General features: G+C 65.5%; 13 protein-coding genes. 4 read left to right on the top strand and 9 right to left on the bottom strand.

Translation table 11 applies throughout. The annotated features are described in order from the left end of the window. Positions 1-19: 19 nt before the first annotated feature. The 3 genes from FBY31_RS11815 to FBY31_RS11805 all read right to left on the bottom strand — a co-directional run bounded on the left by FBY31_RS11815 (position 20) and on the right by FBY31_RS11805 (position 3414). A complete protein-coding gene (locus FBY31_RS11815) occupies positions 20-946 on the bottom strand; it encodes a carbohydrate ABC transporter permease (RefSeq protein WP_142040980.1) in 927 nt (308 codons plus the stop codon). A gap of 119 nt (positions 947-1065) precedes the next feature. After that, complete coding sequence (locus tag FBY31_RS11810; protein ID WP_142040977.1) at positions 1066-2346, bottom strand: ABC transporter substrate-binding protein; 1281 nt, start codon at positions 2344-2346, stop codon at positions 1066-1068. 54 nt (positions 2347-2400) lie between these two features. Beyond that, positions 2401-3414: a hydroxyacid dehydrogenase gene (locus FBY31_RS11805; RefSeq protein WP_142040975.1), complete on the bottom strand. Its 1014-nt coding sequence runs from the start codon at positions 3412-3414 to the stop codon at positions 2401-2403. Positions 3415-3573: 159 nt separating this feature from the next. Here FBY31_RS11805 and FBY31_RS11800 point away from each other — a divergent pair, with 159 nt between their 5' ends. From FBY31_RS11800 to FBY31_RS11785, 4 genes are all read left to right on the top strand, one after another. After that, complete coding sequence (locus FBY31_RS11800; protein WP_142040971.1) at positions 3574-5544, top strand: heparinase II/III family protein; 1971 nt, start codon at positions 3574-3576, stop codon at positions 5542-5544. After that, positions 5541-6689 carry a LacI family DNA-binding transcriptional regulator gene (locus FBY31_RS11795; RefSeq protein WP_142040968.1) on the top strand — a complete coding sequence of 383 codons (1149 nt, stop codon included), beginning with the start codon at positions 5541-5543 and terminating at the stop codon, positions 6687-6689. The genes FBY31_RS11800 and FBY31_RS11795 overlap by 4 nt, the downstream gene beginning before the upstream one ends. An 11-nt stretch (positions 6690-6700) precedes the next feature. Beyond that, positions 6701-7444: a ThuA domain-containing protein gene (locus FBY31_RS11790; protein ID WP_235013032.1), complete on the top strand. Its 744-nt coding sequence runs from the start codon at positions 6701-6703 to the stop codon at positions 7442-7444. 64 nt (positions 7445-7508) lie between these two features. Continuing rightward, complete coding sequence (locus FBY31_RS11785) at positions 7509-9452, top strand: DUF2264 domain-containing protein (RefSeq protein WP_142040963.1); 1944 nt, start codon at positions 7509-7511, stop codon at positions 9450-9452. 45 nt (positions 9453-9497) lie between these two features. Here FBY31_RS11785 and FBY31_RS11780 read toward each other — a convergent pair whose 3' ends face one another. From FBY31_RS11780 to FBY31_RS11755, 6 genes are all read right to left on the bottom strand, one after another. Then, entirely contained in the window at positions 9498-10247 is a 750-nt protein-coding gene (locus FBY31_RS11780) for a ThuA domain-containing protein (RefSeq protein ID WP_142040960.1), read from the bottom strand. After that, complete coding sequence (locus tag FBY31_RS11775; protein WP_142045291.1) at positions 10247-11341, bottom strand: Gfo/Idh/MocA family protein; 1095 nt, start codon at positions 11339-11341, stop codon at positions 10247-10249. Before FBY31_RS11775 ends, FBY31_RS11780 begins: the two co-directional genes overlap by 1 nt. Positions 11342-11428: 87 nt before the next feature. Continuing rightward, positions 11429-12328: a carbohydrate ABC transporter permease gene (locus FBY31_RS11770; protein ID WP_142040957.1), complete on the bottom strand. Its 900-nt coding sequence runs from the start codon at positions 12326-12328 to the stop codon at positions 11429-11431. Beyond that, positions 12325-13272: a carbohydrate ABC transporter permease gene (locus FBY31_RS11765; protein ID WP_142040954.1), complete on the bottom strand. Its 948-nt coding sequence runs from the start codon at positions 13270-13272 to the stop codon at positions 12325-12327. Before FBY31_RS11765 ends, FBY31_RS11770 begins: the two co-directional genes overlap by 4 nt. 2 nt (positions 13273-13274) lie before the next feature. Then, a complete protein-coding gene (locus FBY31_RS11760) occupies positions 13275-14561 on the bottom strand; it encodes an ABC transporter substrate-binding protein (protein ID WP_142040951.1) in 1287 nt (428 codons plus the stop codon). A gap of 141 nt (positions 14562-14702) precedes the next feature. After that, positions 14703-15701, bottom strand: a complete 999-nt coding sequence (locus FBY31_RS11755; protein WP_142040949.1) for a LacI family DNA-binding transcriptional regulator — start codon at positions 15699-15701, stop codon at positions 14703-14705. Positions 15702-15862 lie beyond the last annotated feature (161 nt).

The raw sequence follows: 15862 nt of genomic DNA, 5'->3' as shown, positions 1-15862 counted from the left end.
TCTTCGGCCATGTTGGTCATCAGCGTTCCCTCCGCTGTTGGATCTTGAACTGCAGGACGGTGACCGTCAGGACGATGAGGAACAGCACCAGCGAGATGGCGGACGAGTAGCCAAACTTCCCTTCGCCAATACCCTCCTGGTAAATCAGCTGGGACAGCACCGTGGTCGAACGGCCCGGGCCGCCGTTGGTCATAACCACGATGAGGTCGAAGACCTTGAAGCTGGAGACCGTCAACATCACCACCACGAAGAACGTGGTGGGCCGCAGGGACGGGATGGTCACGTTCCAGAAGCGCTGCCAGGCGCTTGCGCCGTCCACTTCGGCTGCTTCGTAGAGTTCGGTGGGGATGGCCTGCAGGCCGGCCAGGTACAGGACCATGTAGTAGCCCATGTCCCGCCAGACGCTGGTGATGATGACGGCCGGAAGTGCCCAGTCGGAGCTGGAGGTCCAGCCGGGGGCTTCGGCGATGCCGATCGAATGCAGGAACTGGTTGATGGGTCCGCTGTCCGGGCTGAAGAGCATGTTCCAGACGACGGCGACGGCCACCAGCGAGGTGATGTACGGGAAGAAGATAGCCACCCGGAAGAAGCCGATGCCCTTGAGCTTGCGGTTCAGCAGCATGGCCAGGAGCAGGGCCAGTGCCATGGTGAGGGGGACATGGCCCACCGCGTAAAGCACCGTGTTGCGCAGCGCCACCCAGAAGGTGTCGCTAGCCAGCATGCGCTGGAAGTTGGCCAGCCCCACCCACTTGGGAGCGCTGAACGAGGTCCATTCCATGAAGGAAAGGGCAAGGGCGGCCAGGACCGGAATAAGGGTGAAGGCCAGGAAGCCCAGGAAGTTCGGCAGGATGAACGTCCAGCCAATCAGGGTGTTTCGCCTGGCCTGCTTCCTGTTGCCGCGGCTGTGTACCGGGGCAGGGGCCTGGGGGATGATTTCTGTAGTCATGATGACCGCTCCCGGGGCCGGAAGCGTTCCTCCATTTCAGGATCAGGAGAGTTCAGGTTCCGGATTCGGTGCCGCGCCCTGGGACGCAGCACCGGAACCGGGGAGTGTTACTGGCCCGGCTACTTGCCGAGGACTTCGCTCGTGACGCGCTTGCCCATCTCGGCGATGCCGTCGGCCACGGAGCGCTCGCCGACCATGATGAGGTCGTGCTCCTGGTTGAGGACCTTGTCCGTGGCAGCGGACTTATCGCTCACCGGCATTTCGAGGGCGGTTTCGTCGGGGGTGAAGGCCTTCTTGGACAGTTCATCGGAGGGCAGGCCATCCAGCTTGAAGTATTCGGCGGTGACGGACTCGTTCTGGAGCGCAGGGACAACACCGATCTTGGAGATGGCCTTGGCGCCCTCCTCGCCGGCGGCCCATTCGATGAACTTCTTGGCTTCATCGGAGTGCGCGGCGTTCTTGTTCACCGCGAAGGCGGTGGGGGAGCCGAACGTGGTGACCTTGCCGTCCGCGTCCTTCTGCGGCAGGGGTGCCAGGCCCCAGTTGACGTTGGTTTTGCCGTCCTTCTTGGCCTGCAGGATGCCCGCGATGTACCAGGTGCCCATGGGCATCATGGCGGCCTGGCCGGATTCGAACATGGTGCGGTAGCTGGTCTTCTGGCTCTTGGCCGTGCCGAAGTCGAGGGTTGCGCCGCTCTTCTGCAAATCCAGGGCGGTGTTGTACTGGTCCTCGAAGAAGTTGTATTCGCCGCTGTTCTGGTCGGCGTCGTTCTGCGCGGCGGCGATGGCCTGGACCACGGAGCGCCAGATGTGGTGGTAGGTGCCGTAGACCTTCTTGCCGCCGGCTTCGGAACTGAGCTTCTTGGCGATCTCGGTGTACTTCTCCCAGGTCAGGTCCTTGGGATCTTCGATCCCGGCGGCCTTGAAGAGGTCCTTGTTGTAGTACAGCAGCCAGAAGTCCTGGCGGTACGGGGCTGCGAAGTACTTGCCGTCGATGTCGAAGGCGTCGATGCCGGCGAGGTTGTCCTTGCCCACGGTGTCCACCACGTTGTTGATTTCCTGCAGCTGGCCGTTGTTGGCGTACCGGGCGTAATCGATGACGTTCTTCATGGTCAGCACGTCCGTGGTGTCGCCGCCGGCCAGCATGGTGGTGACTTTCTGCGGGTAGTCATCGGCGAGGATGTCTACGGGCTCAATGTCCACGGTCGGGTTGGCGGCCTCGTAGCTGTCAAACAGCGCCTTGAATTCCGGGGTGCCTTCATAGTTCCAGACGGACACCGTCAGCCGGGTCTTGCCTTCCTGGCCCTGGGGTTCGGCGGGGCCTGCGGCACCTGCGCAACCGGTCAGGCCCAGCCCGGCGGTCACTGCCAGGGCGATGGCGGCGAGGGTTGTGCGCTTCATTGCGTTCTCCTTTGTAGGGTTTCAATTTTGCCGTAGCGGCGGAGGTGTATTTGGTCAGGCGCTGAGGGAGAGGTCCTCGTGGAGCACCTGGGCGAGGAGTTCCCGGCCGGTGAGGTACCGTTCCAGGTCGTCCAGGGCGGCATCGGACATCCTGCGGGTTTCTGTTCCCAGTGAACCGGCGATGTGCGGGGTGATGATGACGTTGGGGAGGCTGTACAGCACGGAGTCCGCGGGCAGGGGCTCGGGTTCGGTGACGTCCAGCAAGGCCGTGATGCGCCCGGTGGCGCACTCGGCTTCGAGGGCTTTGGTGTCAACGAGGGATCCGCGGGCGGTGTTGATCAGGGTTGCGTGGTCCTTCATGGCCCGCAGCTCCCGGGTACCGATCATATGCCGGGTCTCGGGCAGGGCGGGGGCATGGACCGTGACGACGTCCGAGGCGGGCAGGAGCTCCTCCATCGGAACGAGGCGCCCGCCGGCCGCCGCTACCGCCAGTGGATCCGCATGGGGATCGCTGACCAGGCAGGTCACGTCCTGCAGTTGCTGCACCAGCTGCACCACCCGGCGCCCGATGCGGGAGAACCCGATCACGCCGACAACCCGGCCGATATTGCCCAGCTCCCCGCGCCGCGTACTGTAGCTCCAGTCCTCCCGGAAGGTGCGGGCGTCATTGGACAGTACATGCGCCTTCTTCCCCGCAAGGACGATGGAGGCGAAGGTGAACTCTGCCACCGGAATGGCATTGGCGTCCGCACCGTTGGTCACCAAGATCCCGCGTTGCCACAGTTCTTCGCTGACGAAGCTGCGGACGGTGCCCGCGCAGTGGAAGACAGCGCGGAGCTTGGGCATGCGCTCCAGCCTCGCCGCAGTGAGGCGGGGTACGCCCCAGCTGGTCAGGAGAATTTCAACGTCGGAAAGCCGCCCGGCGAGTTCTGGATCATCCAGCGAAGGCGTCCAGGGGTTGGCGCCAAGATCAACAACGTTGCCCAACCGTTCCAGCCGGGTGGAATCAAATTGATCGGCAAAGGTTCCACTGTTCATGACCAGCAACGCCTTGGGCTTCAGTGACATCAGGGATCCTCCTTTCGCATTCTGTGGCTTGACCCGTTCGGGTTGAACCATGTCTTGCATCACATCTAACATTCAGTAGATACTCATAAACAAGACAGAACATTCAAGCTGTTCTTACTCGCCCTGAAACGATCACACTCGAACAAGAGAAAGAAATCCATGGCCCACAACACCGTGCCGACGGCCACCTGTGAAGCACCCCTGGCGTCCGCATGGGGCAGCAACGCTTCCGGGCCCGAACTGGCGGAACTCCTCGCTGGAGCGCGCGGGCGTCTCCGGGTCCGGCCAGCCGGGAACGGAGCCTGGGAAAAGCTTCCCGCTGCGGCGCTCGCGGCGCTGGGCCGGCAGGCCCGTGAGGAGAAGGGCACCGAGTGGCCGCAGCCCCTCGTCTCGCACTACGCCCGCTATTTCCGCGACGGCAACCGCACCGCCTACGAGGGCCTGGTAGCCGCCCGCCAGCAGCGCATCACCCGGGCAGTGGTCATGGCGTTGCTCCCCGACAGTGCCGCAGAATCCGGTACCGAAGGCGCCGGCGGGCAGGACTGGCTTGACGAGGTCATCGACGGCGCCTACCTCCTGTGCGAGCAAAGCTCCTGGAGCTGGGCCGCGCACGATGACGTGTTTTCCCGCTCCGGAGAGGTGGTGCCCCGTAAGTCCCGGCCTTACCTGGACCTGGGTGCCGGCGAGGTTGCGGCCCAGCTCGCCTGGCTGGACCACGTCCTCGGTGAACAGCTGGACAACAGGGCCCCTGGCCTGCGCCGCCGCATCCGGGAGGAAACGGACGAACGTGTCATCCAACCCTTCCTCGAACGCCTTGACTGGCACTGGCTGGGGCTGGACGGCAACGTCCACAACTGGAACCCGTGGATTCATTCCAACCTCCTCGCCGCCGCGATCTTCCTCGTCGATGATCCAAACGAACAGGTTCGAACAGTTGCCCGCTGTATCGAGGGACTGGACCGCTTCCTCGCCTCCCTGCCCGCAGATGGCGCCATCGACGAGGGCTTCGCGTACTGGTGGAACGGGGCAGGGCGGATGCTGGAAGGGCTTGCCCTGCTCGAAGAAGCTACCGGCGGCGCCCTCGATGCGGACCTTCCAGTGATCCGGGAACTGGTTGCCTTCCCGCACCGGATGCACCTTGGAAACACCTGGTTCCTGAACGTTGCGGACGGCCCCGCCCAGGCAGCCAAGGCGCTGCCGTGGGACATGCTGCAGGGGTGGGCCGCGCGTCTTGGGGACAAGGATGCCGTCCGGCACGCGGCGGCTATGGTTTCCCCGCAGCCGGAGCCGGCGTCGGGCCTCGGAAGGGTCCTGCACTCGCTCCTGACTGCGGCCGATACCTCTACAGCACCACAACCGCCCCTGGTTCCCTTCACCTACCTTCCTTCCGTGCAGATCATGGCGGCGCGCGAGCAGGCAGGCAACACGGAAGGCTTGTTCCTGGCGGCGAAGGGCGGGCACAACGGCGAGCATCACAACCATCGCGATGTCGGCTCGGTGGTGCTGGCCGTTGACGGCGTGCCCCTCCTCGTCGACGCCGGACAGCCCACGTACACGGCCAAAACCTTCGGCCCTGACCGCTATCAGATCCGCGCCATGCAGAGCGACTGGCACAGCGTTCCGGCCCCCTTTGGCTTGGAGCAGGGGACGGGCGCCGAGTTCGATGCCGAGGTGCTGCGGGCCCCGGAGCCTGGGGATCCCACGATCCAGCTGGCGCTCGGGGCGGCCTATGGTTTGCGCCCTGACCAGTGGGTCCGCACGGCATCGCTGGACCGGAAAGCCCGGAAGGTCGAGGTCGCGGACCGCTGGGACCTGGGCGTACCGCCGGAAAGCGGAACGTCCGACGTCGACATCACCTATCTCGCAGCCGGCACCGTCACTGTGGGGCATGGGACAGTCATGGTCCTGCCCGCGGGCATCCCCGCCGCCGGGACAACCCGCGGAGCCATTCTGCGCTGGGAGCCTGCCGCCGCCGTCGTCCTCGTTGACGAGTGGCTGCTGGACGATCCCCTCCTCGCGGACATCTGGGGAGCGAAGCTGACGCGCCTGCGCTTCCGCCTGCCCGCGGGCCTGCCTGAAAATCCAAGCGCCGCCGGCGCATTCACCCTCACCGTGGAGGCATCAGCATGAGCCCCGACCAACCGCACGAAGCAGGAAAGGCGCTCTTTTCGCTCCAGCGCCGGGAACGGCTGATGGAGGAACTGCGCGCGCACGGCGCCATCACCGTCCGTGACATCGCCGTGAAATTGGGGGTCAGCGAGCTGACAATCCGCCGTGACGTGAACCTCCTGGCGGACGAGGGCCTGGTGTCGCGGGTCCACGGCGGCGCAACGCTGCCCAGCCGGCTGGACCGGTCGTCGGCAGCGGGCCGGCCCCAGCAGCACAGTTACGCCATCGGCATGGTGGTTCCGTCACTGGACTACTACTGGCCGCAGGTCATCAGCGGCGCCCGCGCCGAAGCGGAGGAACAGAACCTGCGGATCCTGGTGCGCGGCTCTGCCTACGACGCCGCCGACAACCGGCGGCAGGTGCAGGCCCTGCTGGACAACCAGAACGTGGACGGGCTGATCGTGGCGCCGGACATGACCGGTAACCAGGGGCAGGAGTTGCTGCGCTGGCTCAACGCGCTGCCCATTCCCGTGGTGCTGGCAGAACGCCGGTCGCCCATCGAAATCCCCGCCCACCGGCTGGAATGGGTGGCCACGGACCACGCGTTCGGCGCCGGCATGGCGGTCCGGCACCTGTGGCAGGAGGGGCACCGCCGGATCGGCTGCCTCACCGACTCCTCCAGCCCCACCAGCCCGCATGTGGTGCGCGGCTGGCGGCAGGCGCTTGCTGCCCTGAAGATCCCGCTGCAGGGATCGGTGCACGAGGACTCGGCAAAGCAGGAGAACGGGGAGCGCGCAAAGCACTTCGACCACGTCCTGGAGTTGTGCGAAAAGACCGGGACCACCGCCATGCTGGTCCATTCGGACACCCAGGCCGTGGCTTTTGTGCAGCATTGCGTGGACCGGGGACGGGCAGTGCCGGGGGACATGGCCATTGTGGGGTACGACGACGAGGTGGCCTACCTCGCCGAGCCCGCCATCTCCGCCGTGCGGCCGCCCAAGCAATATGTGGGGAAGGTGGCGGTGCAGCTGATGGCGGCGCGCCTGGCCGAGGGACGGATGCGGCCGGTCCACCGGATCGAGCTGAATCCGGAGCTGATCCTGCGCGAATCTTCCCTGGGCGGCCCGCGCGTGCCCGTCACTGGCATGCTGCAGGAATCCCTGTGAGAGTGGGACGGGTGCCGGAATCTTTGGCGCAACCTGTGTCGCCGGAGGCGGGCCCCAGACGCGCAATGCTGTTGAGCGGCGTGGGCCGCTATGCCGACCCCTGGCATCCCTTTGCTGAAACGTCAGCGGCTTTGGCGGGGCTGTTGCGGGAGACGGGTTACGACGTCGACGTCCCCGCGGACGTGGACGCCGCCTTGGAAACCCTGGCACTGGGCGAAGACTCGGCCCTGCCGGATCTCCTGGTGGTCAACGTAGGCCTGCCCCGCGATGAGTTGCCGTCTCCCGGTACGCCGGACGCCAGGGCCGGACTGAGCCGCTGGCTGGACTCCGCGCGTCCTATGCTGGTCAGCCATGTCAGCTCCACCAGCTTCCTGGACCTGCCCGCATGGGAAACCGGGGTAGGCGGCCGCTGGGTGCGGGGCCAATCGATGCACCCGGAGTATGGGCCGGCTGCCATCCACATCGTGCCCGATTCCGGACCCCTTGTTGCCGGGATCCCCGACTTCAAGCTGTTGGATGAGCGGTACAGCTGGCTGCGGACCGCTCCGGGCATCAAGGTCCATGCCACCCACACCCATGACGGCGTGGAGCACCCGGTGATGTGGTCCTTCGAGCGAAGTGCTGAGCGTGTTAAGCCCGGCCGAGGACCGGCCGGCCGGACTTTTTACGATGCCCTGGGCCATGACGCCGCCTCCTACGAATCAGCCGAACACCGCGAACTGCTCCACCGCGCCCTTGCCTGGCTGACGGATTGAACAGCGCTGACAACCTGAATCCCATAATCCCGAAGACCCTCCGCTCCTGAACCTTGAGGAATCCATGCCAACAACAGCTCCTCCCGTTTCCCTGGCCCTGCCTCCGCTGGACCACCGGCTTTCGCCCTACACCGGCCTGACCCGGGAGCACTGGTCCGCCTATGCCGATTACCTGCTGCGGTCAGCGCACCGCCACGCCACGGACGACCACGCCAATCTCCACCTGCCGGGAGCCCACAGCGCCTACGGCCCGCGCAGTGACTCGCTGGAAGCCTTCGCCCGGACCTTCCTGCTGGCATCGTTCCGCATCAAGGGCGATCCGGAGGGGGCTGGCTGGATCACCGACTGGTATGCCAAGGGCCTGGATGCCGGAACCAACCCGGCCAATCCGGACCGCTGGCCCACGCCCGGTGAGCTGGGCCAGGCGAAGGTGGAGGCGGCGTCCCTGGCGGTTGGCCTGGCACTGACCCGGGACGTCCTCTGGGACAAGCTCCCGCAGCGGGTCCAGGAGCAACTCATCGCCTGGTTCGAGACCGTGATCGGCGAGGAATACCCGCCCATCAACTGGGTGTGGTTCCAGATTGTGGTGGAAACCTTCCTGGCGTCTGTGGGCGGCAAGTACTCCGACGAGGACATCGACGCCGGCCTTGCCATCCACGACTCCTTGTACCGCGGTCACGGCTGGTTCGCGGACGGGCCTGAACGCGCCTACGACCATTACGTGGGCTGGGCCTTCCAGGTTTACCCGCAGCTGTGGGAGCTGATGGCACCCGAGGATCCGCGCGTCCAGGCCAGGGCCAAGCTCGACGGCGATCGGCTCGCGGACTTCCTGGACGACGCCGTACACCTGGTGGGAGCCAATGGCGCCCCGCTGATCCAGGGCCGCAGCCTCATCTACCGCTTCGCCGCAGCCGCCCCGTTCTGGGTTGGCGAACTCTCGGGCCACAGCCGGCTCAGCCCGGGTCTCAGCCGGCGGGCCGCCTCAGGCATCCTGGACTACTTCGTCAAGCGAGGTTCCATCACTGATGACGGGCTGCTGTCCATCGGCTGGCACGGCGAATTCCCCGGGATGAAGCAGTCCTATTCCGGCGCCGGCTCACCGTACTGGGCCGCCAAGGGCATGCTGGGCCTCGCCCTGCCGGCCGGCCATCCTGTGTGGACCTCCGTGGAGGAGCCGTTGCCAGTGGAAACGGGCGATACCCGGCGGCTGCTGGAAGCACCCGGCTGGCAGGTGGACGCCACGGTCGCCGACGGCGTGGTCCGGATCCGGAACCACGGCACGGACCACGCCAACGCGGGAGTTGCCGTTGCCGACTCACCCCTTTACGCCAGGCTCGGCTACTCCACCGCCACGTTCCCGGACTTGGAGCCGGAGTCCCTGGACAACGCCGTCGTCCTGCTGAACGGTGAAGGTAAGGCCACCCACCGGACGGGTTTTGAGTACCTGGGACAGCAGGACCTGGGCGGCGTGCTGGTGGGTGTCTCCCGCGGCACCGTTAACTGGATTGCCGTTGATCCCGACGCCGGGCCGGACCACGGCAGCGGTGCCAAGGGGACAGCCACCCCGGGGCCGGAAGTCACAGTGGTGTCGGTGACACGGGGCGCGGTGGAGCTGCGGCTGGTCCGGGTGCGGGGCGCCGCCTCAGCACAGGCAGCCAGGCTCCGGCTCGGCGGCTGGCCCGTGGACGCGGAAGCCGGAATGGTCAGTGGGATCCGTCCCGTGGAAGGCTTCGGCTCGCCGTTGGACGACGCCGGCACCTGGCGCCGGGGCGGGCCGCACGCCATGGGGGAGCAGCTCACAATTCCCTGGATCGGGACGTCGGGCACGGTAAACGACGGCGACTATGCCGCCGTCGTTATCCTCGCCGGGCAGGCAAGCGCGGAACCTGCCGATGCCGTCCGCTTTGTCCCTGTTGACCAGGAGCACGGCGCCGGCGGCGGCCGGTTCGAATTCGCCGACGGCACCGCACTCAGCCTCGCCACAGCATTGGAGTTTTTGTCCAGCTAAGCCGACTTAAAGGCCTCTGAAGTCTGCATACGTGGACAAAAACTCCTAGGCTCCCGCGAACCAGTCCCGGGCCGGGTTGGTGACTTCCGGGACCGCGCGGTGCAGCTCCGGCTGGGCCGCCCACTTCACGCCGTTGGCCAGGACCCGCTGGATCTGCGGGTGGTGGTACACCGGGTATTCCTGGTCGCCGGGGCTGAAGTAGAAGATGCGGCCCTTGCCCCGGGTGAACGTGACACCGGAACGGAACACCTCGCCGCCGGCGAAGGAACTGATGAAGATCAGGTCGTCAGGGTCCGGAATGTCGAAGAGCTCGCCGTACATCTCCTGCTCGGGGATGACGATGGGGCTGTCCACGCCTTCGGCGATGGGGTGTGATGGTTTCACGGTCCACACCAGCTCGCGCTCGCCGTCGTTCCGCCACGCGAGCGAGCAGCTGGTGCCGAGCAGCTTGGTGAAGACCTGGGCGAAGTGCCCTGAGTGGAGCACGATCAGTCCCATGCCGCCGAGAACGTGCCGGTGGACTCGTTCGACGACGGCGTCGCTCACCTCATGGTGGGCCATGTGTCCCCACCACAGCAGGACGTCCGTCTCCGCGAGCACCTCCTCGTCAAGGCCGTGCTCGTCATCGGTGGCCAGGACCGCCGTCGAGATCTCCGACTCCGGAAAGTAGGAGCGCAGCCCGGCCGCAATGGCGCCATGGATGCCGTCCGGATAGATTTCCCCGATGTGGGACGGCTCATTGATGGCCTCGTGGACGCCCTCGTTCCACACCCGGATCCTCAGTTTGTCGTTCATTAGAGTCGAACCTCCCTCTGCTCCAGCGCGGACTGGTAGCACGCGTCGATGATCTGGGCGCGGTAGAGCGCCAGGGATCCGTCGTGCTCGCCCCAGGCCTGCTCCCCGCCGCGCACTGCCGTGACAAAATCTTCCACCACTGCGTCATGGGCGCGGCCCGGCAGCACGGGCGGCACATAGTCTGCTGACTCGCCGTCCCTGTCTGTAAAAACACGGAGCTGGCCGACTGGCGGGAACGGTGCGCCCTGTACCTTGAGCTCGGCGCCGCCGTCCGTACCGTACACCGTGAAGTCAAGGAGGTCGTCGGTTTCCCGGTAGGTGGCCCAGCTTGCCTCAATCACCAGCGTGCCGCCATTTTCAAGCCGAAGGAAAGCCGATGCGAAGTCCTCCACCTCGAAGGCATGGCTGGTGGCCTGGGCTGAGTACCGGTTGCCGCCGCCCCTGCCCTGCGGGCCCAGTTCTGAATGGGTGGCGGCGGAGACGGCCACCACTTTCGGTTCGCCCAGGAGGTGCAGGGCGTAGTCCAGCGCGTGCACTCCGATGTCGGCCAACGGTCCGCCGCCGGCGAGTTCCGGGTTGGTGAACCAGCTGCCCAGCGTCGGGATGCCGGAGCGGCGGAGCCAGGATGCCTTGGCGTAGTAGGGCCGGCCCAGGCCGCCGTCGTCGATGACACCCTTGAGTGCCTGGATATCGCCCCGGCGGCGGTGGTTGAAGGCCACGTCCAGGACCCGTCCGGCCTTGCGGGCGGCGTCAACCATGGCCTGGCCTTCGGCCGCGTTGCGCGCGATGGGCTTTTCGCTCAGCACGTGGATTCCCCGTTCCAGTGCGGCGATGGCGATGGGTGCGTGCAGGAAGGTGGGCACCGCCACGCTGACGGCGTCCAGGCTGCCGTGGTCCAGCATGTCTTTCCAGTCCGCGAAAGCGTTCGGAATGGCGTATTCAGCCTGCAGGGAGTCACGGAGCTCCTGCTCCATCCCGGCCAGCGACACGATGCGGACGCCCTTCAGCTCAGAATAGGCTTTCAGGTGCTGCTGGCCGGCCCAGCCGATGCCGACCACACCCACCCTCAGTTCTTTGGCACCTGGATTTTTCAGGGAAGCGGCATCCTGTCCGGGGGACTGCTCGTTGCTCACGGATATTCCTTTTCTTGTATGGAGGTTCTGGTATTTGGGTGGGTTTCCTCAGCCTTTGACGGCGCCGGCAGTCATGCCGGACACGATACGCCTTTGGCAAAGGAGCACAAGGATGACCAGCGGGATGGTGATGATCACCGATGCCGCACTGATGGTGCCCAGCGGCTGGTCAAACTCGCTGGTGCCGCTGAAGAATGCGATGGCCACGGGAACGGGGCGGGCTTCGGGCGACGTGGTCAGGGTGACGGCCAGCAGGAATTCATTCCACACCGAGATGAACACGAGGATCGCGGTGGTTGCCAGGCCCGGGATGGCCAGGGGCAGGATGACTTTCCGGAAGGCGGTGAACGGGCTGGCGCCGTCCATGTAGGCCGATTCCTCAAGCTCACGGGGGATCTCGCGGAAGAACGACGTCAACGTGTAGATCGCCAGGGGCAAGGCAAAGGTCAGCTTCGGGATGATGAGGCCCGGCAATGTGTCGTAGAGCCCGATCTCGCGCCAGATCGAGAAGATCGGGGCCGCGATGGCGATGGCCGGGAACGTGGTCACCGAGAGGATCAGGGTCAGGATCAGGGCCTTGCGGCGCATCTTGAGCCTGGCCAGGGCGTAGGCGGCGAAGGAAGCGAACACCAGTGCCACGGTGGTGGTGACGACGGCGATGATCACCGAGTTGCGCAGTGCCAGGAGGAACTCGGGGTTCTGGAACACCGCCAGGTAGTTTTCGATGGTGGGCTGGCTGGGGAAGAGTTCGCCCTTGGACAGGCTGGGACCGGTTTTGAGGGAGGTGTTGACCAGCCAGTAGAACGGGATGAGCGAGAAACCCATCACGGCAACCACAAAGACCCAGACCACCGGGTGCAGTTTCGCTTCTCCGCGGAGCCTGCGTTTGGACGTCCGGCCGGGAGTGGCGAGAGCCGCCTTGGGGCGCTGTTCGATCAGTGTGCTCATTGTTCCTCCTTCGCGACGTCCCGGATGTTCCCCCCGGCGAAGCGGATGTAGACCACCGACACGGCCATGACGGTGAGGAAGGTCAGGATGGACAGCGCCGACCCTTCGCCCACCAGGCGGTTTTCGCGCAGCTGGGTGTAGGCCAGCATGGACATTGATTCGGTGCCGTTGGCACCTCGGGTGAGCACAAACGGAAGGTCGAAGACGCGCAGCGCATCCATGGTGCGGAAGATCGCCGCGAGCACAATCGCGGGCCGCAGGAGCGGAAGGGTGATGTTCATGAACGCCTGCCACTTGCTGGCGCCGTCGAGTTCTGCCGCCTCATAGGTCTCGGCCGGGATGACCTGCAGGCCGGCCAGGATGATGAGGGCCGCGAACGGCGTGGTCTTCCAGACGTCGGCGAGGACGATGACGGCCATGGCGTATCCATGCTCGCCGAGCCAGACCACGTCACCGCCGGGCAGGCCCAGCGTTGACAGGACATTGGTGACCAGGCCCAGGTTGGGCTGGAACATCGTTTCCCAGGTGATGGCACTGACCACGGTCACCACGGCGTACGGCAGCAGGACCACAGTGCGCAGTAACGCCCGGCCGCGGAAGGCGAGGTTCAGCAGCAGTGCCATGGCCGTGCCGAGCACCAGCTCGAGTGAGACCGAGAGTCCTGCGAAGAGGAACGTCTGGCCGAACGCGGCCCACCAGTGCGGGCCGTTGAGGGCGGTGATGTAGTTTTCCAGGCCGACGAAGCGGGACAGGCCGGCAGTCCGGACGCTGTACTGGTTCAGGGACAGCCAGAGCGCATATCCGATGGGCACCGCCGCCACCAGGGCCATCAGGACCAGGGACGGTGCGGTCATCCGGACGGCAAGCCGCCGCTCCGCCCGGTCGCGGCCGTTCACGCCGCGGCTGTTCACCCCCCGGCCGGGGGATAGGGACTTGGTGGCCATGGTCAGAAGCTCGCCGTTGCTGTCTTGATCTCTTCGGCCATCGCCTTTACGGCGTCCTCGGAAGAGGCAGTGCCGGAGAGGACGGCATAGACATTTTTGTAGATGGCCTGGGAGATCTGCGGGTAAACCGGGGAGATGGGCCGCGGCTTGGCACCTTGGACTGAGGCGAGCAGTTCGGCGGCGAACGGCATCTTCGCCAGGACAGCCGGGTCCGAGTAGGCGGCTTCGTTTACCGGGGCCTGCGAGAAATCCATGGCCACGTGCTTCTGCCAGTCCGGAGTGGTGGCGAAGTCGATGAACGCCACAGCTGCGGCCTGGTTGGTGGAGTGGGCCGAGATCGCCAGGTTCCAGCCACCCAGGACACCGGAGGCCTTGCCGCCTTCCCAGGCCGGAAGCGGGGCCACACCGAAGGTGCCCGCCAGCGGGGTGGCGTTGAGCAGGCGGTAGACGTGCGGCCAGTTGCGCTGGTAGCCAAAATTGCCGGACTCGTAGGCCAAGCGGGTCGGATCCTCGTTGTAGGTCAGCACGGCACGGTCCGCCGAACCGTCCTTGAGGCCCTTGCTCATGAAGTCGAGTACCTCGCGGCTTTCGGCCGAGTCGATTTTGACCTCGCCTTTGTCGTCCAGCACCTCTCCGCCGGCGCTGTAGAGCATCTCCAGGAAGTTGACGGTGAGGCCCTCATACTGCTTGCCCTGGTAGACAAAACTATTGCCCGGGGCCTTGGCTGCCTCAGCGTAGAGCTGCTGCCAGGTCTCCGGCTTTGCCACCTTGTCCTTCTGGTAGTACACGAGCCCTGCGTTGGTGAAAAACGGGGAAGCCCAGTACTTGTCCTCGTATTTGGCGGTCTCCACGGTGGAGGGGATGAGGTGGTCCATGTTGGTTTCGACGAGCTTGGTCTGGTCCAGAAGCCAGCCCTGGGAGGCGAACTCGGAGGTCCAAATGACATCCGCGACGAAGATATCGCATTCTGTGGACTTGCCTTCAAGCCGCTGCACCGCCTGGGTGCGGGCCTCGTCGGTGGTCGCCCCGATCTCGGTGTATTTGGCGGTGACCTTGCCGTTCGCCGTGGTGAAGGCCTCGGCTGTGCCCTTATAGATACCGGAGGCGTCCTTGCCGCCGCAAATGGTGACGTTTCCGGTGGCGCCAGCAGCCGAAGCCGGATCGGCAGCGGCCGCATTTTGCGCACCCTGGGTTGCCGCGCCGCCGCAGGCGCTCAGCAGCAGGCCCGCGGCCAGGGCCGCAGCCGCGACAACAGCGGGTCGTGGGGAAGTAAGTCGAATCAAGTCCACAAGTGGCTCCTTTGCCTTGCCGGCGTCTTTTCGAGTTCAGTGGAATCGATTCCAAATTGAAGGCAAAGTGCCCTGCATGCCATGTTGGAATCGATTCCAAAGTAGTGTGACAGCCGCCACGTGAGGCTGTCAAGCCTCGTCTTAGGTCCTGGTCGAGTCCCGCACCACGAGTTCATGGGGGAGGAAGGTCCGGCCGCGGCGGTGTTCGCCCGGGACCGTCATCCGGGTAAGGAGTTCTTCGAAGGCCAGCCGGCCCATGTCATACGCTGGCTGCCTGATCGTGGTCAGTTCCGGGACGCACATTTCCGCCTGCACCGAGTCGTCAAAACCTGCCACGGCGATGTCGTCGGGCACCCGCAGCCCGGCGTCGGTGATTTCACGGACGCAAGCGGCAGCGACAGTATCGCTGCCGCAAAACACTGCGTCCGGAAGGGGGTCGATCTTCAGCAGTTTCCTGGCAAGGCGGCGCCCGGTGTGGAAGTCGAACTCACCCTCCACGAACAGCATCTGGTCCGGCGTCATACCCGCCTCGGAGGCCGCCTGGCGAAAGCCTTCCTCACGAAGCCGGCCAGAGCGGGCTGCCCTGTTGCCGATCATCGCCAGGCGGCGGCCGCCGGTTTCAATGAGGTGCCGCGTGATGTCGAAAGCGGCCTTACGGTCGTCGATGGAAACACCGAATGCTGCCTCGGAGTCCGCGATCTCGCAGACCTGGACAACGCTGAGCTGCTCGGCCATTTCGTCCACGTCTTCGTCCGGCATCGTTGGCGAAAACATGATGAGCCCGTCCACGGACCCGTTGCGCAGCATGTCCACCAGTTGCTGTTCCCGTTCCAGGTCCCCGGCCGTCGGGGCAATGAGGCTGACGTAGCCCGACGATGCGGCGGCGTCGCCGACGCCCCGGAAGGCTTCACTGATGATGGGCGAATTCAGGTTCTTGGCGAGGGCCAGGATGCGCATGGTCCGGTCCCGGCGCAGGTCGCGGGCGGAGGCGAGGGGCCGGTAATTGAGCTGGCGGATGGCCGCTGTGACCTTTTCCTTGCTCGACTCGCTGACGGCCGGGCTTTTGTTCAGGACGCGGGACACCGTCCCTACTGACACTCCTGCCGTTTTAGCGACGTCCTGGACTGTCGCTCGCGCCATTTCCTCATCCTCCCGAGACCAGTGACGGAGGTCCTCACCGCCATGCCCGTGCCGTGCAGTGCTGCGGCAGGTTTTCCCCAGCATAGTCCGGCGGCACAACGGCAACGGCCGTTGCAGCGCCAGTTACCTGGCTGCTCCAACGGCCGTCCGCGTGGTTCCCA

Origin of the sequence: Arthrobacter sp. SLBN-100, assembly GCF_006715305.1 — a bacterium.
GTDB lineage: Bacteria > Actinomycetota > Actinomycetes > Actinomycetales > Micrococcaceae > Arthrobacter.
The sequence above is the reverse complement of the archived record's forward strand: the minus strand, read 5'-3'. Positions and strand labels throughout refer to the sequence as shown.